The organism is Vibrio gazogenes, from assembly GCF_002196515.1.
In the GTDB taxonomy this organism is placed as follows: domain Bacteria; phylum Pseudomonadota; class Gammaproteobacteria; order Enterobacterales; family Vibrionaceae; genus Vibrio; species Vibrio gazogenes_A.
Genome location: NZ_CP018835.1, coordinates 916,493 through 942,926 on the forward strand (window position 1 = coordinate 916,493; position 26,434 = coordinate 942,926).

Annotated in this window: 25 protein-coding genes; 6 read left to right on the forward strand and 19 right to left on the reverse strand. The window is 45.9% G+C overall.

Annotation, left to right across the window (positions count from 1 at the left end; translation table 11 throughout):
- Positions 1-14 precede the first annotated feature (14 nt).
- The 15 genes from flaG to BSQ33_RS04205 form a co-directional block, all read right to left on the reverse strand.
- Positions 15-458, reverse strand: a complete 444-nt coding sequence (gene flaG, locus BSQ33_RS04135; protein WP_088133358.1) for a flagellar protein FlaG — start codon at positions 456-458, stop codon at positions 15-17.
- A gap of 74 nt (positions 459-532) precedes the next feature.
- On the reverse strand, positions 533-1,663 hold the full coding sequence (locus BSQ33_RS04140) for a flagellin (RefSeq protein WP_088133359.1): 1,131 nt from the start codon (positions 1,661-1,663) through the stop codon (positions 533-535).
- Between the two features lie 257 nt (positions 1,664-1,920).
- Positions 1,921-3,054, reverse strand: a complete 1,134-nt coding sequence (locus BSQ33_RS04145) for a flagellin (RefSeq protein ID WP_088133360.1) — start codon at positions 3,052-3,054, stop codon at positions 1,921-1,923.
- 720 nt (positions 3,055-3,774) lie between these two features.
- Positions 3,775-4,908: a flagellin gene (locus BSQ33_RS04150; RefSeq protein ID WP_088133361.1), complete on the reverse strand. Its 1,134-nt coding sequence runs from the start codon at positions 4,906-4,908 to the stop codon at positions 3,775-3,777.
- A gap of 136 nt (positions 4,909-5,044) precedes the next feature.
- Entirely contained in the window at positions 5,045-5,947 is a 903-nt protein-coding gene (locus tag BSQ33_RS04155) for a Dyp-type peroxidase (protein WP_088133362.1), read from the reverse strand.
- 201 nt (positions 5,948-6,148) lie between these two features.
- Complete coding sequence (locus BSQ33_RS04160) at positions 6,149-6,997, reverse strand: FMN-binding protein (protein ID WP_088133363.1); 849 nt, start codon at positions 6,995-6,997, stop codon at positions 6,149-6,151.
- A 115-nt stretch (positions 6,998-7,112) separates the two neighbouring features.
- Positions 7,113-7,562, reverse strand: coding sequence for a copper chaperone PCu(A)C (locus BSQ33_RS04165; RefSeq protein ID WP_088133364.1), 450 nt, complete (start codon positions 7,560-7,562; stop codon positions 7,113-7,115).
- Positions 7,563-7,574: 12 nt separating this feature from the next.
- Positions 7,575-8,066 (reverse strand): TlpA family protein disulfide reductase, encoded by a 492-nt coding sequence (locus BSQ33_RS04170; RefSeq protein WP_088133365.1) that lies wholly within the window; start codon positions 8,064-8,066, stop codon positions 7,575-7,577.
- On the reverse strand, positions 8,056-8,730 hold the full coding sequence (locus BSQ33_RS04175; RefSeq protein ID WP_088133366.1) for an ABC transporter ATP-binding protein: 675 nt from the start codon (positions 8,728-8,730) through the stop codon (positions 8,056-8,058). The genes BSQ33_RS04170 and BSQ33_RS04175 overlap by 11 nt, the downstream gene beginning before the upstream one ends.
- 1 nt (position 8,731) lies before the next feature.
- Positions 8,732-9,868, reverse strand: a complete 1,137-nt coding sequence (locus BSQ33_RS04180; RefSeq protein WP_088133367.1) for an ABC transporter permease — start codon at positions 9,866-9,868, stop codon at positions 8,732-8,734.
- Positions 9,855-11,138, reverse strand: coding sequence for an ABC transporter permease (locus tag BSQ33_RS04185; RefSeq protein ID WP_088133368.1), 1,284 nt, complete (start codon positions 11,136-11,138; stop codon positions 9,855-9,857). The genes BSQ33_RS04180 and BSQ33_RS04185 overlap by 14 nt, the downstream gene beginning before the upstream one ends.
- Positions 11,138-12,538 carry a Fe-S-containing protein gene (locus tag BSQ33_RS04190; RefSeq protein ID WP_088133369.1) on the reverse strand — a complete coding sequence of 467 codons (1,401 nt, stop codon included), beginning with the start codon at positions 12,536-12,538 and terminating at the stop codon, positions 11,138-11,140. Before BSQ33_RS04190 ends, BSQ33_RS04185 begins: the two co-directional genes overlap by 1 nt.
- A gap of 83 nt (positions 12,539-12,621) precedes the next feature.
- Entirely contained in the window at positions 12,622-13,140 is a 519-nt protein-coding gene (locus BSQ33_RS04195; protein WP_088133370.1) for an iron transporter, read from the reverse strand.
- 55 nt (positions 13,141-13,195) lie between these two features.
- Positions 13,196-15,124, reverse strand: a complete 1,929-nt coding sequence (locus tag BSQ33_RS04200; RefSeq protein WP_198298152.1) for an FTR1 family iron permease — start codon at positions 15,122-15,124, stop codon at positions 13,196-13,198.
- A 432-nt stretch (positions 15,125-15,556) separates the two neighbouring features.
- Positions 15,557-15,844, reverse strand: coding sequence for a winged helix-turn-helix domain-containing protein (locus tag BSQ33_RS04205; protein WP_038183694.1), 288 nt, complete (start codon positions 15,842-15,844; stop codon positions 15,557-15,559).
- A gap of 204 nt (positions 15,845-16,048) precedes the next feature.
- Between BSQ33_RS04205 and BSQ33_RS04210 the strand changes: the two genes are divergently transcribed.
- From BSQ33_RS04210 to BSQ33_RS04225, 4 genes are read left to right on the forward strand one after another with little or no spacing between them, the layout of a single operon-like run.
- A complete protein-coding gene (locus tag BSQ33_RS04210; RefSeq protein WP_072956535.1) occupies positions 16,049-16,396 on the forward strand; it encodes an ArsC family reductase in 348 nt (115 codons plus the stop codon).
- A gap of 14 nt (positions 16,397-16,410) precedes the next feature.
- Positions 16,411-17,547: a succinyl-diaminopimelate desuccinylase gene (gene dapE, locus BSQ33_RS04215; RefSeq protein ID WP_088133372.1), complete on the forward strand. Its 1,137-nt coding sequence runs from the start codon at positions 16,411-16,413 to the stop codon at positions 17,545-17,547.
- Position 17,548: 1 nt separating this feature from the next.
- Positions 17,549-18,232: a M15 family metallopeptidase gene (locus BSQ33_RS04220; protein WP_088133373.1), complete on the forward strand. Its 684-nt coding sequence runs from the start codon at positions 17,549-17,551 to the stop codon at positions 18,230-18,232.
- Between the two features lies 1 nt (position 18,233).
- Positions 18,234-18,425 (forward strand): DUF2897 domain-containing protein, encoded by a 192-nt coding sequence (locus BSQ33_RS04225; protein ID WP_088133374.1) that lies wholly within the window; start codon positions 18,234-18,236, stop codon positions 18,423-18,425.
- Positions 18,426-18,452: 27 nt separating this feature from the next.
- Here the strand turns inward: BSQ33_RS04225 and bamC are convergent, their stop codons facing one another.
- Both bamC and dapA read right to left on the reverse strand, forming a co-directional pair.
- A complete protein-coding gene (gene bamC / locus BSQ33_RS04230) occupies positions 18,453-19,475 on the reverse strand; it encodes an outer membrane protein assembly factor BamC (RefSeq protein ID WP_088133375.1) in 1,023 nt (340 codons plus the stop codon).
- 100 nt (positions 19,476-19,575) lie between these two features.
- Entirely contained in the window at positions 19,576-20,454 is an 879-nt protein-coding gene (gene dapA / locus BSQ33_RS04235) for a 4-hydroxy-tetrahydrodipicolinate synthase (protein WP_088133376.1), read from the reverse strand.
- 403 nt (positions 20,455-20,857) lie between these two features.
- Here dapA and bcp point away from each other — a divergent pair, with 403 nt between their 5' ends.
- Positions 20,858-21,322 (forward strand): thioredoxin-dependent thiol peroxidase, encoded by a 465-nt coding sequence (gene bcp / locus BSQ33_RS04240; RefSeq protein WP_088133377.1) that lies wholly within the window; start codon positions 20,858-20,860, stop codon positions 21,320-21,322.
- 117 nt (positions 21,323-21,439) lie between these two features.
- Here bcp and BSQ33_RS04245 read toward each other — a convergent pair whose 3' ends face one another.
- Together BSQ33_RS04245 and BSQ33_RS04250 are read right to left on the reverse strand one after the other, a co-directional pair.
- On the reverse strand, positions 21,440-23,311 hold the full coding sequence (locus BSQ33_RS04245; protein ID WP_088133378.1) for a methyl-accepting chemotaxis protein: 1,872 nt from the start codon (positions 23,309-23,311) through the stop codon (positions 21,440-21,442).
- Positions 23,312-23,446: 135 nt separating this feature from the next.
- Positions 23,447-24,526 carry an AI-2E family transporter gene (locus BSQ33_RS04250; RefSeq protein ID WP_088133379.1) on the reverse strand — a complete coding sequence of 360 codons (1,080 nt, stop codon included), beginning with the start codon at positions 24,524-24,526 and terminating at the stop codon, positions 23,447-23,449.
- Between the two features lie 436 nt (positions 24,527-24,962).
- On the opposite strand from BSQ33_RS04250, the gene BSQ33_RS04255 reads away from it, so the two are divergent.
- Positions 24,963-26,423, forward strand: a complete 1,461-nt coding sequence (locus tag BSQ33_RS04255) for a M48 family metalloprotease (RefSeq protein ID WP_420070619.1) — start codon at positions 24,963-24,965, stop codon at positions 26,421-26,423.
- Positions 26,424-26,434: the final 11 nt, after the last annotated feature.

Sequence of the window (26,434 nt, forward strand, 5' to 3'; positions counted from 1 at the left end):
ACCTCAAAATAACGTTACACTTTGGTCATCAAAAGACCAGATCGATGATCTTGATCTCTGGCCAAGCGTCGCAAGACAACAAGTATCTCTTCTTCCGGAATCTGACGAATTACATCACCTGTGTCGGCTTCATAAATCGTCACCACATCTCGTCCGGACACTTCATCAACTCGAAACGACAATCCTTTATTGAGTGAAGAGACAAATTCATGCATCTGCTCCATCACTTTGGCTCGCTGTTCTTCGTTAATTCGCTTCCGCTCTTTTGACAGTTTTTCGACTGTCTGAGCGGAATCCGCTTGCCGCTCTTTCATCTCTTCGGCAAGTTTGTCCATTCGTTCTGCATCGTTATTCACAGAAACACTTCTTGCACTACTACTGTCATTCTCTGAAGCAATTTTAGTGCCATTTTGTGAGCCGTAAGGCTGGATGTTCGATGTGTAGGATGAAACTTCCATAACAATCTCCCTTCCACCTCATTGGGTTCAAATCATCAGACTACTTTGACCCCAAGCTCAAAATAGTCCGTTGATTACCCCAATAGACTAAGAGCTGCAGATGGAGCCTGCTTCGCCTGCGCCAGTACCGAGGTACTTGCTTGTTGCAGAATTTGAGACTTGGTCATCTGCGTTGTTTCTTTGGCATAGTCAGTATCCTTAATGCGACTCCGTGATGCATTCACGTTTTCGTTAATATTTTCAAGGTTACTGATTGCATGTCCGAAGCGGTTTTGGAAAGCCCCTAAAGAAGCCCGCTGACTATCAACCGATTTCAGCGCACCGTCAATCACGGCCACCGCCAGTTGAGACCCCCCAACAGTTGAGACATCGACACTTTGAACGTTCATATCCTGACCTTGACCGAAACCGATTTCAGATCCCAGTCCACCACCAATGGTGACATCGCCAGTTACTTTTTGTGAAGAAGCAAATAGCTGTAATTTGCCATCGTCTCCAACAGAAGCCTGAATATCACTATTCTGCCCATTAATGTAAGTCGCTACCTCTTCCAGATCATCGCCAGCTTTGGCATTAATCGTCAACTCTTGAGCGTCACCATCTTTGTTAGTATAACTCAAGGTAAGATCGGTTGCGTTAGAGACCGTCCAGTCTGATGCTTTTCCTTCTTGCGCAACATAGGCTCGACCACCCATACTTTGCGTATCGGTACGCATGTTCCCCATCGTCAAAGATACGGCTTCACCAGAATCAGCACCGATCTGGAAAGATTTACTACCAAACGTCCCATTGAGGAGTTTATTTCCCCCGAACGATGTCGTTTCAGCAATCCGATTCAGCTCATCATTTAATGCTGAAACCTCTTCCTGAATCGCACTACGCTCCGAACTCGAGTTGGAGCCATTGGAAGATTGCAGAGACAGATCCCGCATTCGCTGTAAGATAGATGTTGTCTCATTCATCGCACCTTCAGCCGTTTGTGCAATTGAAATACCATCATTGGCATTTCTAACCGCCATGTCTAACCCGCGACTTTGCGAGGTTAAGCGGTTCGAAATTTGCAACCCTGCGGCATCATCTTTCGCACTGTTAATCCGATAACCGGAAGACAGTCGCTCCATTGATTTCTGAGCGCTATCCGCAGCATTATTCAAATAACGCTGCGCGGTCATACCCGAGATATTGGTATTTACACTAATTGGCATATTGATCTCCTTTAACGGATAGTTGATGTGCTGCTGTGTCTCTCACCTCACTTTCACACATCTCATTTCTCTCAATCTTGTTAACGGCTATGGATCTATATCCTTTAGAATATTTTTAATTTTTTTATTCAATCGGCCCACTGTGTAAAAAAAGCGTGAATTGCTTCAAAATTTATTGCCTGGATGATGTCTTCTGATACAAAAAAATCCAGCCGAAGCTGGATTTTTTAAACAAGGTCTGTCTTGTGGTAAGTGGCTTATCCAAGCAGACTCAATGCTGAGTTTGGCGCTTGTTTGGCCTGTGCCAGAATCGAACTTGATGCCTGACCCAGAATCTGAGCTTTGGTCAATGCAGTTGTTTCTTTCGCAAAGTCGGTATCTTTGATTCGACTCTTCGATGCATTGACATTCTCATTGATGTTATCCAAGTTACTGATTGCATGGTTAAATCGGTTCTGGAATGCACCCAGTTCAGCACGGTGGCTATCAACATATTTTAATGCTGAGTCAATGATAGCAACTGACTGTTGTGCACCGCCGACCGAAGTCACATCAATGGTATCGACGGTTACATCTTTACCTTCGCCAATGCCTAACTCGCCCGCTAATGCACCGCCAAATGTAACGTCACCATCCACTTTATTATTACCGGCAAAGATTTGTAGTTTGCCATCTTGATCGACTGACGCTTTAATCGCATCGGTCTGACCATTGATGTAGGTTGCAAGTTCTTCAATATCATCACCCGCTTTAGCAGAGATAGCGATGTTTTGCTCTTGCCCGTCTTTGTCTATCAGATTGATCTGAAGATCATTCTGCCCGGCCTGAACGGTCCAGTTTTTGTCCTTACCGTTTTCCGCGGTATAACTGGTACCACCCATCTGTTTATTATCGCTGCGCATATCTCTCAGGTTCAGCATAACCGCTTCACCATTATCAGCACCAATCTGGAAGGATTTAGTTTGGAAAGTGCCGTTTAAAAGCTTATTACCACCAAAAGAGGTTGTTTCCGCAATCCGATTCAATTCATCATTCAATGCTGTCACTTCTTCTTGAATCGCAACTCGCTCTGATTTAGAGTTTGAACCATTCGAAGACTGGAGTGACAAGTCTCGCATCCGTTGCAGAATGTTAGTGGTTTCGTTCATTGCCCCTTCAGCGGTTTGCGCAATAGAGATACCATCATTCGCGTTGCGAACAGCGACATCTAAGCCACGGCTTTGTACATTCAAGCGATTAGAAATTTGCAAACCCGCAGCATCATCTTTCGCGCTATTGATTTTAAAGCCTGATGATAAACGTTCCATTGATGTATTCTGAGCTTGTGTTGCTGAATTCAGGTAACGTTGTGCGGTCATTGCTGATACGTTTGTGTTTACATTCACTGCCATGATGACTTCTCCAATTGATTTTCCGATGTTTCCGGTTTCCGACGTCTCGGAAAACCAAGTAGCTCTCTCAAAGTTACTTTTATTAACGACATGGGTGGGAAAATCTTAAGTATTTTTTTGAGTTTTTTTCGACAAAAAGTCCAATTGCGCAAGGATTGAGCAGCTCATCAAATTCATTGCATTTTTTGCTAAAGATGCTCTCAAACCGGACGATAAGAGACGTTTTTCTTTTATTTACGACACCTCATCTACAGCCATAAACCGTCACATCAATATACTTTCCATACCTTTTTAGCCTTTTCTACGACGAATCCCTGCTTCTACTCGATATAAGAGCAAATATGCCATTGAAATGGGAAGGCCATTCCTGCCGACATTTTCCTTGAATAACGCCGATTGAAGACACTCTGAATCCTGCATCTTGAGGTTACTTGGGTATACTTGATATGAGAAAACAAGACGAGCGGAAGACATACCGAACAAATCAGAGAGGAGCCTGCGATCATATCGGTGTTAAATCACTCAGCTCATATGCTTACTGGATAGGATGTGAGTCGTAAAATCATTCACAATATAAAAGGCAATGATTCACCGGGGGAATCGGATTCATCAGACTGTGGCATCAGCACCCGTGCGTTGCTGTCAAGTAAGCCCGTGGACTCAAAATGAGATACCGCACTTATCTCAATCGTGTTTTATTTCTCATATTTCTAGACTGATTCATCTTAATAAGTATAAGGCGACATTCGGCTGCCTTTTGGCTTGTGCCAAAATTGACATACTGACTCGCTGCAAAATCTGTTGCTTCATACTTTGAGTTGCTTCCCGGGCATAATCTGTATCCCGGATACGGCTTCTGGAAGCAGCTAAGTTCTCATGAATATTGTCCAAGTTCTGGATGGCATGTCCGAAACGATTCTGAAATGCGCCCAGTTCAGCCCGATTTTTATCGACAAACGATAACGCGGTATCTAAGACGGAAACCGCCCTTTGTGCACCACCGACCTGAGTGATATTGATATCATTAACCGATTCATACCCCATCACACCGATTTGTAGCTCACTGGCAAGCGAGCCACTGAAATCAATCGTGCCAGCGGTCTCTTTGCCGGCCATAAATATCTGTAGTTGCCCCTGCTCATTTACCGAGGCAGAGACTTGATCCGTCTGGCCATTGATATAGGTTGCTAACTGTTCAATATCATCCCCGGCTTTGGCTTCAATATCAATCTGTTGATCGCCCCCTTGCGCATCTTTAAAACGCATGGTGAGCTGGTTCTGATCTGACTGGACACGCCAATTTGATGGGGGCACCTTCTGGGCAAGATAGCTAAATCCGCCCATATCGAGCGTATCGGTACGCATGTTACTGAATGAAAGTTGTACCGCTTCTCCGGCACTCGCACCGATCTGAAAAGATGAAGTGCCAAAAGTCCCGTTCAATAACTTTCTGCCCCCGAAAGAGGTAGTCTCCGCAATGCGGTTCAACTCATCATTCAGGGCAACATATTCTTCTTGCAAGGCCTGCCGATCCGCTTGGGAATTCGAACCATTGGCTGACTGTAGGGCCAGATCACGCATTCGCTGCAAGAGTGATGTACTTTCCTGCATCGCGCCTTCTGCGGTCTGCATGATTGAAATACCATCGTTTGCATTCCTCACCGCAACATCCAACCCGCTCATTTGTGTCCCCAAGCGGTTTGATATCTGCAAACCGGCCGCATCATCTCTTGCATGATTGATCCGGTAACCAGAAGATAAACGCTCCATCGCTTGTACCCAGGCACTGTTTGCCTGATTAACATAATGCTGAGCCAGCAATGCCGATATATTGGTATTGACTGTAATTGCCATAATTTTCACCTAAAATCACTCAGGATTTTCCCCCTATCGGTGTTTTTAGAGATATCTTTAGTGAAAAAAACCGAGCACTCAGGCTCGGTCACATTATGTACAGCTCTTATGATATGAACGTTATAATAATGCGGATTTATCGCATGCTCAGTGACTGTAGCATTGCTGCTGAGGGGGCAAATAAGTAAGCCCCGGTCACCGCTTGCGTAAACCGGAGCATTTGATCCGTTTTACCATCACGCTCGCCATACATACTCTCTAACATCACCTGGAAGTTATGCAAAGTCTGGCAATATGCGATGAAAAGTAAGCCATGATCACCACTCACTGTCCCATATGGCAAGCTATGTCTGAGGATTTTCAACCCTTGACCATTCTCTTTCAAATCAACACGCCCGACATGAGATGCAGCCGGCACATCATCTAATTCAACTGAATCGTCTTTCGTTCTGCCGATCACTTTTTCCTGAGCGGCAATGTTCAATCTTTCCCATGCCGGTAACTGGTGAACAAATCGCTGCATCATCACATAACTACCACCGGCAAATTCACCATCGTGGATAAGTGCAACTTCCTGACGTCGTTGATCTTTCGGATTTTCAGTGCCATCAATAAACCCTGTCATATCTCGCGCATCGAGATAACGATATCCGTAAGTTTCATCAATAATATCCACCCATTCAGATATGCCATTCATCAGTTGGCGTAATATATAAAACAGTAAGTCATGCCGCTGACCGTGCACATGAATCAAAAAATCGACGTCGGTCGCTGGCGCATGGATGTCCCCCTGACCTAATGGGGTAAAATCCACCAACTCAGGCGGTAAAGCCGCGTCGAATTGTTTCCAGAATGAATGACTGAATGCAATGGAAAGGGACAGGTCAGCACCGGGCTGAGATGCATTCAGTGTCTCGACCAGATCCGGTAAAGATTGTAACTGACGCAATACCGATGCCGCTTCTTGCTTAACTTTAAAAATGGCATACAGCGCAAATGGTCCGGGTTCTGGCAAAATTGCAGTTTGAGGATGAGACATAAAAGATCCCTGATGTGTAATTGTCTTGGGACACATCATACTCCGTCATGCGTGAAGAACAAACTGCTAACGTCGCTATCTAAATAAGTGACACAGGGCCTCAGTCTGACTGACAATTTGTCATACAGCTACTTATTATATAACTCATTTAGCATGTAACTCATTTGTCATATAACGTCGGCCTCTGACAAATAACCTGCCTTACAAATAGCGCTGCTGTAGTAACGTCAATGCAAAATAGTAACCATCCGGGCCCAGCCAGTAATTGATAATATTTTCAACGCTATGACTGGTATTGGTCGCGCCAGTCAGGCCATCAACGGTAAAACGGTCTTGCTTGCTGTCATGGGGAGCAACCACGCGGAATCTAGCCTGACCATCAGCGAGCACCTGTTTACCTTGAAACTGGGCAAGCCACTGTTCATTTGTCATAATCTTGCCCCCTAGCGCTGGGGTCTCTCCCTGCTCATAAAAGCGGATCCGATGAATCGATAGCGTTTTAAGGTCTAAGGAGAGATAACCTTTCAACATCGACAAATATCCCTGACCTTCGAGCGGCACAATCAACTGTTTCCCCAGACTTTTTGAGGGCTCTTGTCCGGCCCCCCTCTTTGCGACTGAACCAGTCTCGCCTAAATCATCACCATCGACGATATACACCATCGCCCATTGGTCACGACTCGCCAAATGCGCTAGATTTTGTTTGGCATCCAACGTCTGCCGGACCAGCGTGTGGTGCTTAACACTGTCCCGATAACGCGCAATTGCGTCCGGTTCATCCGTCAGCGTGTGATTTTCCATATTCAGTAATACGGGGTGAAAGTATGTCTTGATCAGATTCGCCGTACTATCGTGAACCATACCGAGGCCGGCGACATCCAGCAATGCCCGTCTCTCATCACGATGAATGACTTTGTTGTGCTGTGCTTTCGACGGGGATGTGACGGACGCTTGCGGCACGGATTCGGCATGATTTTCATGATCAAAACAACCACCAAGGAGCATGATCCCCGGTAGCATGAACAATGAGAGTAAAGCTTGATATTTCATCTTAAATGGTTACATCCTGATAGCAAAAACAGTGAAACAAACACGAACGGAAAAACAAACGTAAAAGCGTGAACACATGTTAGCGAACCTACGAATGTTAACGAACCTACGAATGTTAACGAATCGACATCGGTACAACCCTTGCGATAACCCTCACCAAGCCTTGATTGGTATGCAGTATCAGACTCACAAACTCCCCCGTTTGTAGCGGCCGGGTGAATCCCATCAGCATAATATGTGAGGTATTCGGCGTTAACGCCTGTTTCTGGTGTGCGGCAACCGTAATCTGATCGACCGGATACATCTCACGCTGCCCGCTTTTATAGGTTGTGCCATGCAACATGATCTGTTTAAAGCGCGGGCCGGTGACTTCACGAATAACGAGCGGCTTATCCGAACGGTTATAAATCGTCATTTTTGACCCAGTGGCACTGGCATTGGGTTGCGGCATAAATATTTCCGCTTTGCCGACTTCGATATTCTCGGCTGAGGTTGCTGCAAATCCCACACTAGCGACCGACATGAGCATGACAATCAGCCCCATACGGCACCATGAAAAATTCATCACTGTATTGTCCTATTCCTGAATCAAATTGACGTAATGATCGAGATCCATTCCGGATGAGTACCCCAGATGAATCATCTTCAGAACACCGTGGCGATCAATAAAAAAAGTCGTGGGGGTGGCTATCACCTGATAACGTTCCTGAGTAATCCCAAGCTGATCGAGCCCAAGCGGCAGCGTAACGCCTAATTGCTCAGCAAAAGCAGCAAGGCTTTCAGGGTGAGGATCAATCCCGACGCCAATAAACTGCAGTTTATCGGGGTGCGCATCTGCATATTTTTGCCACGCTTTCATCATCACCAGACAAGCCCCACATGTTGATGACCAAAACTCAACAACGACCGGTTTACCGTGAACCTGTTGCAACGTCATCTGCTGCTCATGCGCATCCATCACTGCTAAATCCGGGGCTGGCGCGCCAACAGCCAACGTCTGCTCTTTACAACCACTGAGCGCCGCAAGCGCTACCACCAGTATACTGAGGCCAATTCGCTTAATGACCATTGATCAATTCCTCACCCATGTATTTGCCGTGTTGCAAACGAATGATCCGGTCAGTATAACGGCCTAAATCCGGGTTATGCGTCACCATAATAATGGTTCGGTTCTGTTGATGCAGACGCTGGAAAATCTCCAAAACAATCCGCTCATTCGCTTCATCCAAATTACCGGTCGGCTCATCGGCGAATAATATCGGGCATTCATTGACCAATGCCCGGGCAATACAGACCCGCTGCTGCTCCCCTCCCGATAACTGACTGGGTAAATGATTGATACGATCTTCAAGACCAACCTCTGCCAGCACTTTTTTTGCAGCATCGATATCCGTGACACTATGGTAGTGCTGAGCCAACATCACATTTTCCAACGCCGTCAAATAGGGAATCAAATGGAACTGCTGGAACAACAAGCCAATTTTTTCTGCCCGGAATGCCCGCCGGCCATCTTCATCAAGACTCGCGGCATGATGTCCATCGAGAATGACCTGTCCTTCCGTCGCGGTATCAAGACAGCTCAGGATATTCATCAAGGTGGTTTTACCCGAACCGGATGCCCCCATAATCGCCACAAATTCTCCCCGACGGATGGAAAGGTTGATATTATCCAGCGCACTTACATGTTCAAAACGCTTACACAGCCCTTTGGTTTCAATGACAAATTCAGACACATTACTCTCCTTTCAACACTTTCGCCGGATCCACTTTCATGGCGCGTAAAGTCGGGATGATTGCAGCCACCAGCGCAGCAAAAACCGATAAAATCGTCGTAATAATAAAGACCGGAAAACGCAGATCAATTGATGCACTAAACACTGTTTGCCCAAGGATTTGAGCGAGGATATAACCAATACCTAATCCCATCACAATCGCGGCAATGGTCATCAACAAGGTCTCTGACAAAATTTGCCGGGTAATTGCCCGATGGGATGCTCCCAGCGCTTTTTGTAACGCAAATTCATGGCGGCGCTCGCCAATCATTGCCGTCAGTGTCGTATTAACGCACAGGGTAGACAGTATCAGAATCACCACCGCAACCACGCCCATCAGGAGTTTGATTTTATTCAGCACTTTTCCTTCTGACGCAGAGACTTTCAGAATCGGGCGAATGGTCAGATTCGGATAACGGGCTTTAAGACGCTCGGCATACTGGCTCACCTGTCCCTGCGCATTATCAATACTAAACATGGCGTAATTGGCCTGATCCGGCTGGTTGAGCCATTTCTGTAGCAGCGAAATATTGACGATCAAATAGTTATCTTCATCAGCACCAGCATCAATAATGCCTTTAATGGTAAAAGTATGCCGGGTATCCCCCTGAATCAGACTCAGTTGAGAGCCAACCTTCACTTCTAACTTCTTGGCCAGATTCACACCAATCATCGCATTGCGTTGATCAAAAGAGACACCAATCCATTCCCCTCGAACCTGCCAATACGGCACCAGCTTTTTCAGTTGGGAAAAATCAACGCCCATTGCGACCACTTTTTCTAAATCAGATTGCACCACCCCATACAGATACGGGCTGGATGCCACTAACTGCGCCTGTGGCGCCAAAGCCAGCATGTCACGGTAATCCCGAGTCGATAACGTCGAAGCATTGGCATCAGGACCAACATAAAAATTCGCGCCGTAATTACGCAATTCATGACTCATTTTCTGGTTGATATCGAAATAAACGCCAGCCATCGCGGTCACAATTGCCGCGCCCATGGTCAGTGCAGCAAGCACCACCACAACCCGACGCAGACGAAGTTTCAGGGAACGAATGATCAGCAGGTTTTGCATCGAATGTTTATTTACGGCCATACAAAACCTCGATTGGATAAAGTGCGGCAATTCGTCGGGAAGGGAAATAGGTACCGCATATGGTCATGATGACCGAGATAACCAAAATAAGCGGGATAATGATCCAGTGAAAAGGGATAAACGATCCAAACAGGGCATACCCCATCACTTTAGATAATCCCCATCCGGCAGCACATCCCATTAAGCCGCCCAGCAAACCGCACACGATAGATTCAGCATAAAATAACAAGTACACCTGCCAGTTATGTGCTCCGAGGGATTTCATCAAACCAATCTCTTTAGAACGCTGCAAAATTGCATTGGTCATCAGAGAAGCAATCCCCATCGAGGCAGCAACAAACGCGGCTAATGTCACCATGAACAGTAAACTCTGAATTTTACGAATGACGATGCCTTCCGATGCCGCGACTTGCCAAACAGGGCGAACAGCAGCGTTACTTAACGCTTTTTCTAACTGATAGGAGATGGAAGAAACAAATGCGGTACAAAACCATAAGTCATATTCATCAGAGTCTAACGATTCCAGATTGTCCCGCGCTTTTTTCGACAGCGCATTTTCAGGCACGGTCAGTGCAGAGACTTTAATACTTTCCACACGCCCAGCCAGTCCCAGCAATGCCTGACCGACATGTAACGGCACAATAACGGACTCTTCTTCGGCACTACCATTGGTCAAAATACCAGTGATGGTGACCTGTTCATGGTGCTGTTTACCGGATAACGTCAGTTGATCTCCAATGTGCCAGCCCATCCGGCTGGCAAGTACAATTCCGACCAGCGCCTGCTGTTTGGTATCATCCGGCCACTGTCCCTGTACTTTCCAGTACTGGGAGATAATCTTGTTACCAGTGTGATAATCCGGTTCATCGGGGACAGCAAGGTGCTGGTCAAAGAACGTGCCGACAATAGGAACTTCATGCTGCCCGTGATTGATGGTGACAGCCCCGCGCACATAAGGGGCAAACCCAATGATATTATTCCGCCAGAAGATATTCTTGATATTGGGTAATTCCGACGCCAGTAACAGGCTATCTTTATCCATATCCGTCAGCGCGTGTTTCAGCATATAAGGCAGATTCACCTGACCTTCTGGTTTGATTTCGATGTTGGCACCATAGCGTTTCATTTCAACCGACATCTTGTCACCAATGGTAATCGAAATAGCCAGTAATGCTGAAATTAACCCGGCTGCCAGAAAAATAGTGGTCGTTGCCAGCACTTTCCGGCCACGGTCATGACGCCATGACTGACGAAGCATTGTCCATAGCATTATTGTGCCCCTCCTATCGCTGAACTCTGCTCAACGTAGCCCCAAGGGTTATCACGGAATGCATCGTAAGAGTCCTGCTCGGTAAAGAAATAGGTTTTCCCCCCGAAGGTATAACTAAACGGGGCATCGAGATTGGTCAGCGATTTGCCGTTCACCGGATCAACCACAGTGATCTTCACCACATCGCTAAAATACTGCAGACCTGATTCAAGCATCGCTTTCCCAATGACGATCTCATTGTTGATCAGCGACCATTGCTTAATCGGAATCGGATTACATCCGCCCGGGTTACCAATCGACGGAATAAAGATATGTACCCCACAGGCCAGACAGATCACCTGATCACCATCTTGAATATACCCCGCATCACCACACAACATGCAGGCATCCAGGACCACGCCAAACTTCATTTCACCGGGGTAGCGATCAATGATAAAAAAGCGCACGACTTTACCGTCACTCGCAATCCACTGATAACGGTGTAATTTACCGTCTTTCAGCGTCTCGGTGATCGGAATATGGACCGCATCATCGGCGGACAACGTCATCGTCTGCGCCGGTGAACGTGTTGGCGGCTGAGACGCTACAGCATCCCAATACAGTAAACTGCAAAAAATCATCACCAAGCTGACTGCAAAACTTCTCACCCGGCGACGTTGAATATTCAGTTGAGCCTGAAGTTTACGTCTTGCGATCGGCTGCTGTTGTGCTTTCACTGCATCTTTCAACGGCTTCACATCACACCACGTCATAAGACTCAGTGGAATCAGACTCAGCGCCAGCACACCATACGCATACAACCAGAAGAAATTGGTTACTTTTGACACGTAACTCAGCAGTCCCTGATACAGATCGATCATCTGTAACTTCATCCCAGCCAGAATCACCTCTCCGGAGAGCGGTAAAATTGCCAGCAAAATGAAGATAAAAAAGAAGCTATTTTTTAAGATACGCGAGCGCTGTTCGAACACTTTACCGGTAAAAAAGTGAACCGAACCAATTAAAACAAACCCGAATAGCAAAGCCGTCACATTCAGGATCAGTTCAGTATTAATCACACTGGTGGCTGTCATCATGTCCAGTTTTGCGATTCTGGCCCACATAAATGCGGCTAATACCGTCACAATCGCCTGCCAGACCAACAACAATCGGGTCGGTCGTGTACTCAGAAAACCGTAGCCCAATAACAACAGGCATATCACGATGTAGGCACAGCCGATTGAGAAAATATAGACTTGGCTGTAAGGCAACAACGTATAAGCACAAACCCCAATGACAACAGGCAGCACAAACCACCAGAACCTTTGCTTATACGACGTATTCGCACCAGACCAAAGCAAGCCGAACATCATCGCGGGGAGAAGGAAGTGGGAAAGAACCTGAGAAAGATAAAAACTCATATCCGCTCACATGATAAATTTTTCAGGTGGCTTTGACCAAGTGCAAAGCCACCTTTGTATAAGTCCCAGACTTGGCGGGAGGTTTAGTTCAGACCAACATATTTAAATTTGTAAGTCACATCAAAAGGCTTGTACCAACGGCCGACGCCAGTTGCTTCATCGGTGTGACGAAGCAGACCACCTTTCGATGGCGGGTCAATATGGAACGAAAGCTCATAATTACCCACACCAAGCATTTTCACATTTGAACCATAATGAGGGCCGTCTGAGGCAATCATTGGCATGAACGTCCCCTGTTGCGTTTTACCGGTATCCAGATTCTTCATTTTGTAGCTGATCGTCAGATACGGAATCCATTCACCAGCTGCAAAGCCATTTTTATTGCCTTTCAGTGCATGAATATCCGCTTCAAGGTGAACATCTGCCTGAGAAGCAGCCATCATCATTCCTTGTGGTTCCATCGTGACGGGTTCCAGATAAACTGCGGCCAGTTCCATACCATTCATTTCAACGGTATCCCCTGCCGGGTGCTCACCCGCAATCGCTGCGGTACCAAATGTCATTGCTGAAATCGCAACTGGGATTAAAAGTTTATTCGTCATTAGAATTATTCCTTCAATAAAAAGTTGTCACAGACAAAAATTGCCATAGATTGAGCTACGCGGTTTGTCTACCCTGACGCTGAATGACGAACAATGCCAAAATCGCGGCGGCAACCAGCGCGAGTTGAGGTATTAACGTTTCAACATAAGGATAAACCCCCAACAAACTAATTTGCGGAACTGCCTCTATGAGTGTCGGGTTAAAGACTTTGGCTTCAATCAGTTCTAAAACACCTTTACCGGCAAATACAAATGCCATCAGATACATAAATCCACCGGTGAAGATAAAGAAAGGTTTGAGTGGTAATTTCACGACGCTATAACGCATCAAGAAAAAGATAACTGCGAGAATCACGATCCCCACGCCGAGCCCGCTCAAGATCCCAATGAGTGAATCGGATGAACCATCAGCCCCCAGCGCATAATAGAACAACACGGTTTCGGCACCTTCACGGTAAACGGCTAAAAAGCTGGCGAACCACAGACCGGCAATAGAACCGGCGGTGAGTGAGCGGGATAATTTATTTTCGAGATACTGTTTCCAATGGGTTGCTTCCACTTTCGACAACAACCAGTAACTCATCATAAACAGCACCACAACCGCAATCAGCATGGTGATACCTTCCAGCATTTCTCGACTTGCGCCAGCATTAGTAAACAGCCACTGGAACAGGGCCGCAGTGATCAGACTGCATATCACGCCCACCACGACGGAATTTTTGATGATATAGAGTTTGTCAGTATGCTCGTTCTTGACCAGATAAGCGGTAATGGCCGCGACGATCAGTAACGCTTCCAAACCTTCACGCAGAATGATAGTGAGGCTGGCAATAAACATTGCCCAAATTCCCTGACGACTGCCTCCCAACAGACTAGCACCTTGATCCAACTGACGACTCAATGCCTGTTGTTGCGCCTGAATATCAACCAGTTCAGAACGGGCTTTCATCAGACTCACAATGCGAGTGAAGTAACCTTCCAGTTCAGATTTCAGCGCGCTGTCCCGAGCACCAATGGCATTTTCCATTCCGGTCGATTCAAAGCGATCAAAATACGTATCCTGAACCGCTATCATCGCATCAGCAATCTGACCTTGTTGGTAGAGATCAACCGCTTGAGCGATAGCTGCATCAATACCGGTGATCACCGCTTGCCAGTCTTGCTTAACGCCTGAATGTTCATCTTCCTGAGTCTGTTGCTGATCATCACGAGTCGCAGGCAGACCGGGGAGATCATCTTTCAACCCTTGGGTCAGCGTGGCAACCTGATAACCAAATGCGACCAAATGCTGCATGGTGTATGGCTGTTCCGCCAAATCAATCATAGCTTTGAACATGTCATTATATTGCGCAGCCTTGGTACCGGAACGATTCAGGCGGATTGCGGTTTCCAGGTCAGAGTTTTTATAACCATCAAATTGTGCCTGTCGTATCAGCTTCGCTGCGGCTTCCCGCTTTGCCTGCTGCGCCTGTTCTGTTTCAGCCTGAATTGAGGTGCGATAACTGGCTAAACCTTGGTTGACCAGCCGTTCAATGGTCAGAACTTGCTCTCGCCAGTAAGGGAGAATTGACGCATGATGGATGTCCGCGGTTTCTGCGACTAACTGTGTTCCTGACTCCAGAATAGCAGGAACCGATGCGATTTGAGTTTTGAGCCAATCGACGTTGTCCTTCACGTCACCAAGCGATGCCTGATTGCCAATCATCTTCCGAATCTCACCAAATCTAGCCTCTAGCTGATACGCGTATTTCTGGGAATAATTAATTCGGATTGGGCCTTCCAGACCTTCAAACACTTCAAAATATGCCATTTGCACCGTGCGCTTCGCTTGTAAAGCATCACCATGCATATAAAGTTGCACCGCTTCATCCAGACGCGTATTGATATCATCCGCAGCAGCCTGATAGTCAAGTACCGCAGCTGCAACAGAGTAATGAAAAGTAAAAATCGTCGTAATAATGAAAAGCTTTACCAGCTTTAACATAACAAACATCCTGCGAGAACAATCACAAATAAAAATACTAACGAAAATAATTATCATTAACAACAGAAAAGTTTTGTTACATTTGAAATGTTACATTCGGAAATGGATGCAGAGAGGAAATATTAAGTGATTGTTTATCTATGCGGTTATTCATGCAGGTCACGTTCTGAATCTAAATCAGATTTCAAAACCGTGTTAGAACAATGGATACAACTCAGAAAAGAAGGGACAAAAGCCAGAACATACTGGCTTTTAGGCTTGCGTATTATCACCCCACAACCAAGGATAACCGTCAGCTGATTCTGCCAAGAATATCAATTCGAATATGACCCTCGCTGCCTTTGACAGGCTCGAGCAGAGGGGCCATAAACCATCTTGACTCTGTTGATTTTCATACAGTAAAGCGCGATGAAACGATATCCGTTTCCCGCTCTAAAGGGATTTACCCAGACTGGCGGCTATATCATCCTGACGTTCGACGATCCATTGACTATCAAATGGCCCCCAATCGGACAACCGATAGTACCCGTCATTGTGTCGTCTTCCGTCTTGGATAAACATGAGTTGAATACCGATCGCCGGTAATGCTTTCAACACATCCTGAATTGTGCGACGAGGCCACCCGGTATGTTCAATTAATCTGGGGACATTTGGCCTGTCTAAATTTTCAACCAAGTAGGCTAGATAAAGCCTTCTTGCAAAAACAGGACTCAATTCCATTGACACCTCCTATTCACGTGCCAACCCATTATTTCGGTTTTCACACAAAGAGTGTTGCGTTCGATCAATAACTTCATTTTTATCTGTCACTCGATGAATAAAATACCTCTCACATCAATCGAGCTGACGGTAAATCATGACTTTGTCAGCGCACTCACTTCCTGCTACGATGCGCTCACAGCCTGCTCTAATTTGAGGAATCATATGACCATTACGCTTTATGGCATCCCCAACTGCGACACAATAAAAAAAGCACGTCGCTGGTTAGATGCTGAAAATATCGAATATCGTTTTCACGATTTCCGTAAAGACGGCATCCATGCCGAACTCGTTGAAGAATTTTGTCAGAATTTAGAATGGGACAAGGTTGTCAATAAACGAGGCACAACCTATCGACAACTGACGCAAGCACAAAAAGACAGTTTAAACAGTACAACCGTGATTCCTCTGTTGGTTGAATACCCGGCAATGATCAAACGCCCGGTTTTGGTGGTCAACAACACCTTCCACCTTGGTTTTTCTCCTGAACAATACTCTGAGATATTTGCATAGAAAGGAACAAATGGATGAGCGATAGTCCGGTACTCGCCCTTGCTAAAGAATTAATTTGTCGTCGTTCGGTTACACCTGAAGACGCAGGATGCCAAGACTTAATGATAGAGCGACTTAAAGCGCTCGGCTTTGACGTCGAAATCATGGTTTTTGAAGACACGACCAACTTTTGGGCCCGACGAGGAACACAGGCCCCTCTATTTGCCTTTGCCGGCCATACAGATGTTGTGCCTGCCGGAAAAGCAGAATTATGGCATACCCCGCCATTTGAACCGACCGTCATTGATGACTATCTGCATGGCCGAGGCGCAGCAGACATGAAAGGGTCTCTTGCTTGTATGATTGTTGCGGTTGAGCGCTTTATTGCAGCACATCCTGACCATCAAGGGTCGATTGCATTTCTGATCACATCGGATGAGGAAGGCCCGTTTATCAATGGGACAACACGGGTTGTCGATACCTTGATGGCACGGGATGAAATCATTGATATGTGTATTGTCGGTGAACCCTCCAGCACCCATGCCGTCGGTGATGTGGTCAAAAATGGCCGTCGAGGTTCGTTGACCGGTGACTTAGTCGTCAAAGGCATTCAAGGCCATGTCGCCTATCCTCATTTAGCCAATAACCCGGTCCATCAAGCACTGCCAGCATTGACCGAACTTGCTGCGATTCAATGGGATGAAGGCAATGCATTTTTCCCGCCGACGAGCTTTCAGATTCCCAATGTACATGCGGGAACTGGTGCATCCAATGTGATTCCGGGTGAATTCCATGTCCAATTTAACTTCCGCTACAGTACCGAGCTGACAGCAGAAGAGATTCAACATCGTGTGCACTCCATATTTGATGCCCATGGTCTGGACTATGATCTGAAATGGACATTGAACGGTAAACCGTTTTTAACTGAGGCCGGTAGCCTTGTGGAAGCCGTCACCAAATCTGTCAGCCAGATCAACCATAAAGACCCGGCACTGCTTACAACCGGCGGAACCTCCGACGGGCGGTTTATTGCTCAGATGGGCGCACAGGTTGTTGAACTCGGCCCGGTCAATGCGACAATTCACAAAGTCAATGAATGTGTCAGTATTCCTGACCTTGAGAAATTGACCGATATGTATCAACATACCTTGAACAACTTACTGGCCCGATGATATGACGCCTGCGCAATTAACCGGAAAAAGTGAGCAACATCTGCAAGCATGTCTTGTGGACAGTAAGACCTTCCTGATCCATCGGCAGGTCGCTCAAGATTTTTTTGCGTTGAAACAGGCGGCTCACCAAGCAGGATTCCAGTTACAGATTGCCAGTGGATTCCGTGATTTTCACAAGCAGCTTTCTATCTGGAATCTAAAATTCTCAGGAGAACGGCCGCTGCTCGATTCACAAAGTCGTCCGCTTGATGCTTCAAACATGCCAGCACAAGAAAAAGTTCTGGCAATTTTACGCTGGTCTGCCCTTCCCGGAGCCAGTCGGCATCATTGGGGCACAGACTTTGATGTGTATGACAGAAATGCGCTACCCGCCAATGAATCCCTACGTCTGGAACCCTGGGAATATCAATCCGGTCATCAGGCTCATTTTTCGACGTGGTTAACCAAGCATCTTTCTCAATTTGGCTTTTTCCGGCCGTATCAACGGGATCGGGGTGGCGTGTCGATCGAACCGTGGCATATCAGTCATCATCTGATTGCAACACAATGTCTCAATCAGATGTCACCTGATATTATTTTTCAGGCATTGGCTGATGAATCGATCGCAGGCAAAGACACGATCCACAAAATGATCCATACTATCTACACCCAATTTGTCATCAATGTCGAGCAGAACGGTGCATAACATGGATTTCCTAGCCTCCCCTTGGTTCATTATCACTGTCGTTATCAGCATCATTATTGGAAACATTGCCGCACTCAAATACCTGACGCCCAAAAATCTCGATAAGCTGAAAAAGAAACAAGGAAATGATTTGGATCGATTGATCGAGTTAGATAAAAAGCATCAACAAGAGATCAAAAAAAGGGATGAATAATCATCCCTTTTCATCATCAATCACAGTCTAGTGCGATTGATGAAACAATGCCGATAACGCGGTAGAAAACGCTTTAAGCTTCTCTTCAGTCACAGGCTTATCACCCTTACCAGTGATATTAATTGACGTCCGGTTACCTAAATCTCCCAGCAATAATGTGTATGTGCCGCCATCAAGAGAAACAGGAGCAACATCCAGTTTTTGCCAGACTTCATCGTCCGGTTGACTGAATTTAACTTTTATCGTGCCTTGAGAACGGTTGCGATCTTCGACACTAAAGCCAATCTTCGCTAAGGCATCAGGCAGGCGTTGCCACATATTGTCATATGGTGTTCTGGCTATCACTACAGGCAAACCACTTCGATCCGCTCCCATGGCAACAGCAATCTGTTGAGCCATTTGACGCGATTTTCTCGCCGCTTCTTCCTGAGCCTGTTGATCATATTGCATCGTAATCGCATTCGCCATGATCACGGTGTAACGATTCTGAATGTAAATTGCCTTTTCTGCCGCTGAACCACTCTGCTGCATATCCAGCAAAGAGACCTGAATACCGTACTTTTTCCCTTGTTGTAAACGGGTATAACGATATCTCGCTTTCACGGGTGCCACTTCATCTTCTGCTGACCATGATATCCAAGCGGTATCGATCAGTGATGGGCGAGACTGCGAACGTGCGACTTGATGCTGCTCTAAATACTGTGAAATAACATGCCAGATTTCATCCGCAAGCTGCGGCTGCACCGTCCAGAACGTCACCTGATTCTTATCACTATCGACCCGGACACCCGGGATCAAAGTCAATACGGACTGAGGCGGACGAATATCCACTTGCTCCCCCAATCCACCCTGATATTTTCCATCAGGAATATCATAATTGTGGTAGCGCTGTAATTCAGCATCCTGAGGCATTTTCCAAGCCGTGGATAATTTTGCGTTTAAATAATCAAAGTCGCCTTCTGCAGTTTGTCGTGTCAACGCACTATCAGAACATCCAGACATCAAAAATACAGCCAGTGAACTACAAACCAGCTGATTGAAAAATTTCATTCATACTCCTACACGAAAACCAATGCTTGGTTCCGTACAATAATTCTCGTACAACGATTGCCGTCCCATGATGCTGGCACAGCAATCAAACCTCAAAAACCTATAGTAATCCGGCAGAAGCCAATGCCTGTAATACTATCGGTTGATTGGGCTCTGATAATTCTGTCATGGGTAAACGTAACGAGCCACCATCAATCAATCCCATTTTATGGGCCGCCCATTTCACTGGGATCGGGCTCGACTCAACAAACAGATTTTTATGTAAACCCATTAATTTTTCATTCAACGCTTCAGCGGCATCAAACTGCCCGTCCAAGGCAAGATGAACCATCTGTGCCATTGCTGCTGCCGCAACATTGTTGGTCACGGAAATGACACCATGACCACCCAACTTGATAAATTCCAATCCAGTCGAATCATCACCGCTCAGTAAGACAAAGTCTTCTCCGCAAAGTTCACGATGTTTCGCAACCCGGCTCAAATCACCGGTCGCATCTTTAATACCGATAATGTTCTTCATTTCAGCTAAGCGCGCAACTGTTTCCGGCTGCATATCCACCGCGGTACGGCCCGGTACGTTATATAAAATCAGCGGGATATCGGTCTCTTCTGCAATGGCTTTATAGTGAAGGAACAAACCTTCTTGCGTTGGTTTGTTGTAATAAGGTGTGACACTTAAGAACCCGGAAATACCGGTATTACACAACAGACGGCTAAATGTCAGAGATTCATGTGTGGCATTCGCACCTGTTCCGGCAATCACAGGAATACGGCCTTGTGCATACTCAACCGTTTTTGAGACAACTTTGACATGCTCTTCAATAGTCAGTGTTGCAGATTCTCCAGTGGTGCCAACGGATACAATCGCATCGGTTCCAGCATCTACATGAAAATCGACCAATTTTTTGAGACTTCCGTAGTCTACTTCTCCATCGCTATCAAAAGGGGTAATTAGTGCGACTATACTTCCAGAAAACATGTCTTTCTCCATAAGTTGACTCTCACTGCATGGTACTGTAAGGATACTGAGAAACACAAGTGAATAAGTTCTCTTATTTGAGTAAAATAAGAGAATCTATCCAAATGATTTATCGGTATTGTTGCTTGATGTTTCTGGACATATTTGCCTAGATGAATCGAGTCTCAGCTTTCTTGCAGTCTGACTTGAGTCTCTTTCACTCTCAGGGTATAAAATCCCGAGAGTATAAGCGTGCCGCCATCAGGCCATCCACGAGAGTGCGGCCACCCAACAGAACAATTTGTTATTGATAAAATTTGTTATTGATAAACAGACACACTCTAACGATATAACAACACAAAACAGGACGTCGCTAACGATACGACGCCATATCACTTAAATTGAGAGAGTAAGGACCAAAATCATGACAATCGAAGCTGGACAAACTGCCCCAGATTTCACCCTCAATGACCAAGATGAGAACCAGGTAACGCTCTCCGAGCTGCAAGGAAAGAAAGTCTTGATCTACTTCTATCCACGCGCTTCAACACCAGGCTGTACCGTTCAGGCGCAAGGGCTGCGTGATACAAAAGCTGAGCTAGATGCCCATGACGTCGTTATTCTTGGGATCAGCCCGGATACACCGAAGAAGCTGACTAACTTTATTAACAAACAAGCACTTAACTTCACCCTACTCGCTGATGAAGATCACGCAGTTTGTGAAAAATACGGTGTTTGGCAACTCAAAAAGTTCATGGGTCGTGAAAACATGGGCGTCGTCAGAACAAGCTTTTTGATCAATGAATCAGGTGAAATTGAGCATGTATTTAGCAAGTTCAAGACGAAAGATCACCATCAAGTCGTATTGGATTACCTCAACGGTAAATAACCCCTCGCTTAAAACGCCCAGCCCAATCGGTGGCAAAAGAACCGAGAGCTACCAATGTAAAAATGCCAGCCTGACGGCTGGCATTATGCTCGCTAAATATCATCATTTAATCACAAATCAAACAATAAACTGATTCAGCAGTTTTTCCTGTTGATGCACTTTATCAACCTGTAACTGCGTGGCATTGCTTGCTCCTTTGGCAGAGTCAGCCACTTCACCACTGATATCTTTGATTTTCACCATGTTATTGTTGATTTCTTCAGCAACCAGACTTTGCTCTTCCGCAGCCGAAGCGATCTGAATATTCATATCACTAATCTGCTGGATGGCTTGGCTGATACGCTGTAGTGCCTGATTGGCAATATGCGATTTATCGACCGCTTCAGCCGCCTTCCCTTTACTCTCGCCCATTGCGGCAGACACAGAAGACGCACCGGATTGCAACTGCTCAATCATCGTTCGAATCTCGGTTGTTGATTTCTGCGTTCTCTGTGCCAGCGTGCGCACTTCGTCAGCAACAACGGCAAACCCTCGTCCGGAATCTCCCGCTCTGGCGGCCTCAATCGCTGCATTCAATGCCAACAGATTGGTTTGATCGGCAATCTCATTAATCACTTCCAGAATCGTTTCAATATTCGTAGTCGCGGACTCTAATTGAGTGACTTCTTCAACCGCTTGATCAATTCTTGCTGAGAGTTCATTGATGGACTGCGTGGTATAACTGACAACCTCAGCCCCTTCATTTGACGCATCATCTGCTTCTTTTGCTGCCGTCGCTGCATTTTGCGCGTTATGAGCCACTTCAGACGCTGTCGCGGCCATCTCATTCATTGCCGTTGCAAGCTGATCGACTTCCAACATTTGGGATTGCATGCCTTCAGCCGAATGTCTCGAATGATTCGCAATGGTTTTGATACCATCGAGGATATCGCTGCTAATTTCTTTCGACTGACTGATTTGATGTTGTAGCTTTTCGGTAAACTTATTGAAACCAATCGCTAGTGTCGCAAACTCGTGATCCAGATCGGTTTCCAGTCGTTTGGTTAAATCGCCCTCACCGGAAGCAATATCGTCAATCGCAGTGTTCAGGATACCAAGCGGACGAATCAGCCGTTTAATCAACAGGGATAGCAAGATCAAGCTGATGATTACACCAACTAGCGTATAGAGAATAGAGCTGTTTCTTAATGAAGAAAGTGTACTAAAAGCGATAGATTCATCAATCACAGCACCAACGTACCAACGCTCACTCGGCACTTCAGTGAAGTTAATCAGGTAGTTTTTACCATCAATTTCCACACGCTGCATACCAGCTTTCAACTGGGCGCCAGGTAGATAATCGGTAAATTGCTTCCCATTATACTCTCGGTTCGGATGGGCAATGGTTTCCCCTTTCTCAGTCACGATAAACAGGTGACCGGCATCGAAAAGGTTAACGGAGTTCACTACATTCGAAAGACCAGAGAGATCCAGATCATAATACATCCCGCCAAGCCACTGACCATTTTTATAAATAGGTGTCGCGATAGAAATAATGATTTTCTTCGACGTGAAGTCTACATAAGGTTCGGTGACGAACATTTTCCCTTGTTTTTTAACATCAATGTACCAAGGTCGTTTTCTCGGATCATAGTCCGGTGTGGGTTCCCAGTTATCATCATTTTCGATTACTGCGCCATCACCGGCATACCCTAGCCCGACAGCGACAAAATCTGATTTGAGCGTGGGGGTTTCTAACACATTCTTGACGTAATCCCGATTGTTGGGATCTAATTGAATTATTTCTGTCACCGAATGAGCCATGGCTTCTTTCGCTCGCATATCAGTCGTAATACTACTTTTTACGCCTGAAACTAACTCTTGTAAGCTACTGTAAACTAAGGACTCAAAGCTACTTCTAACCGTTCTTAATTGTTGCAAGGACAACAACAAAATCGTCACGATCAAGAGTAGCGATGACGCTGCTACTATCTTTTGGCTAAACCTCATAGCAAACCTCTCTGACACCACAATAAAAAACCACACTTGCCAATGTGACAAATGTGAAAACAACGCTTAAATATCCAAAAATACGGTCTATTTACTTATGAATTATTATATGTATAAATGCCGAGTTTTATAATTTTATGACGTGGTTTGTGACGATTCATCCTCTAACTCACCAGAGGGTAAAGCATGCCAAACTGCTTTCACTAATGTCGCCAGAGGGATGGCAAAAAACACGCCCCAAAACCCCCACATCCCGCCAAAGACCAGCACTGCCACAATAATTGCAACCGGATGAAGATTCACCGCCTCAGAAAACAAAACCGGAACGAGCACATTACCGTCAAGCGTCTGAATCACACCGTAAACGACCAATAACCAATAAAATGGCGGTGTAACCCCCCATTGAAAAATACCGACAATCGCAACTGGGATTGTCACAGCTGCCGCACCGATATAGGGAATAAGCACCGAAAAACCGACAGCTACAGCAAGCAATACAGAATACCGTAAATCCAAAATGGCAAACGCAATGTAGCTCACACCACCAACAATCAGGATTTCCAGTACCTTGCCACGGATATAGTTCGAAATTTGTTCATTCATTTCAAGCCAGACTTTAGTCACCAGCTTCCGGTTTCGGGGCATGATATTGCTGGCAGTATTCAGCATCTCTCCTTTATCTTTCAGGAGAAAGAAAATCAGCAGAGGAACCAATATCAGGTACACCGCTAATGTCGCAATACTCACCAAAGAGGCCAACGAACCTTTGACCACACTTTCACCAAAATGCAGAGCCTGATTCTTAATGTTATCCATCATCGGCTCAACAATTGCCAGATCAGCCAGCTCCGGATATTTCTCCGGTACGGTACTGATGAGATGTTGTAACTGACTATACATACTCGGAATATCATTAATCAGATTACCGACTTGATTCCAAATCGTTGGAATCAGCACGAATACGGCGACCAACATTAAACTCACGAAAACAGCAATGACCAGAATCACGCTCAACGTTCTTGGTATCCCCATTCGAACCATATGCATGATAGGCCACTCCAACAGGTAAGCCAGCACAATGGCAACCAGAAGCGGTGCAATAAGATGCCCCATAAAATAGATAATCAGGAACCCGAAGAGTAACATTGCAAAAAGGCTAACGGCATGGGGGTCAGAAAAGCGCCGCTTGTACCACCGATTCAACATATCGAACATGTAATGACGTCCTTTTATTACGTAAAGTTGAGAATAATTATCGAATTGCTTACATTCCGCAGATATATGCACACAGACCAATGTCATCTGAAAATATTCTAAGCTGTTTTTGTATTGATATTGTCAGATAGGAAAAAGCCTGCCTCATCACTGAAACATTGCTTTCTGGCATTGATGTTAAACCATAAAACAAAGAAGATAAGGCTGAACTATGTATATTAATCGGGAGGAAATAGCGTTTCATGCTTTCACTTGATGCTCACCATAGGGCTGTTATTGTATAGTGTTTTACAACGTATGCCACCGTTAATCATGTCATCGAATCGGAAAGTGGATCGCACAAAATCAGTCTGCTACCGATGCCGGTACGCTGGGGAAACCAATAACGGAAGAAAATGTCCTATAGTCAGGACTGCAAAGGAAAAATAGTATTAATATGATGAGCCTACCAATCAGAAGTTTACTCTGCTCATGCCTATCTGTATCGATATTGTTATCTGCATCCGCCTCGGCTGATACCAATGATCTTCCTGATATCGGCACGGTTGCTGGCGCGACACTGAGTATTGATCAGGAAGAACAATATGGCGATGCTTACATGCGGATTCTTCGTAGCAGACAACCCATTATCAATGACCCGGTGTTAAATGAATACATTAACTCGCTAGGGCACCGTTTGGTTTCACATGCCAATGATGTGAAAACACCATTTACTTTTTTCTTGATTCGCAACCGTGAAATCAATGCGTTTGCTTTCTTCGGTGGCCACGTTGCGCTGCATTCAGGGCTATTTTTACATACCCGGACAGAAAGTGAACTAGCCTCCGTCATGGCACATGAAATTGCCCATGTGACCCAGCGCCACCTCGCCAGAAGCATGGAAGCAGAAGCAAAACGTTCTCCAGCAACTATTGCGGCACTCGCGGGTTCGCTCTTGTTAGCCATTGCGGCCCCTGAAGCAGGGATCGCAGCAATCACAGCAACAACAGCAGGCTCAGTCCAGAGTCAGATTAACTATACCCGGGCGAATGAAAAAGAAGCCGATCGTTTTGGTATCGAAACATTGGCAAAATCGGGGTTCAACCCCTATGCCATGCCAAGATTTTTTGGCAAATTATCCGCAGAGTATCAGTACTCCAGCCATCCACCAGCCATGCTGCTGACTCACCCATTACCGGATAGCCGAATCACTGACAGCCGGGCCAGAGCACAACACTATAAACATGTGAATCTCCCCTATGCAAAGGACTATCAATTAGCCCGAGCCAGAGTCGTCGTACGCTATACAGGCATTGATGACAAAGCTGCGCTGGATTGGTTACAACGCCAACGCAAGAAGAACGACCCAGTGATTCAAGCCGCCTGTGATTACGGCACCGCACTGGTCTATATCGACAATGAACAATACGATAAAGCAGCGCCTATTTTGGAACGACTGCTTAAAGCGGATCCGCAAAATAACTTCTATCTTGATGCGGCATCCGATCTCTATATCGGGCAGGGGAAAGCCAAGCAATCCATCCAATTACTCGCACAAGCACTGAAACAATCACCTCATAATTCAGTCCTGACGATTAACTATGCCAATGCTTTAATGGCGGACAAACAATATCAGCGTGCCGTACAGACACTACAACGCTATACCCACAATCATCCGGATGATCCGAATGGCTGGTCTATACTCTCACAAGCCAGTAATCATGTGGGAAGTCAACAGGAAGAATACGCCGCACGCGCTGAATTGTTTGCGCTGAAAGCAGACTGGGATCAAGCGATCCAATATTATACCCGGGCCAGCCAACTCGCCAAATTAGGCAGTTTGGAGCAAGCCCGCTACGATGCAAGAATCGATCAACTCATCACCCAGCGGGAACAATTCCTCGCTTTACAAAAATAATCCGTTGAAGG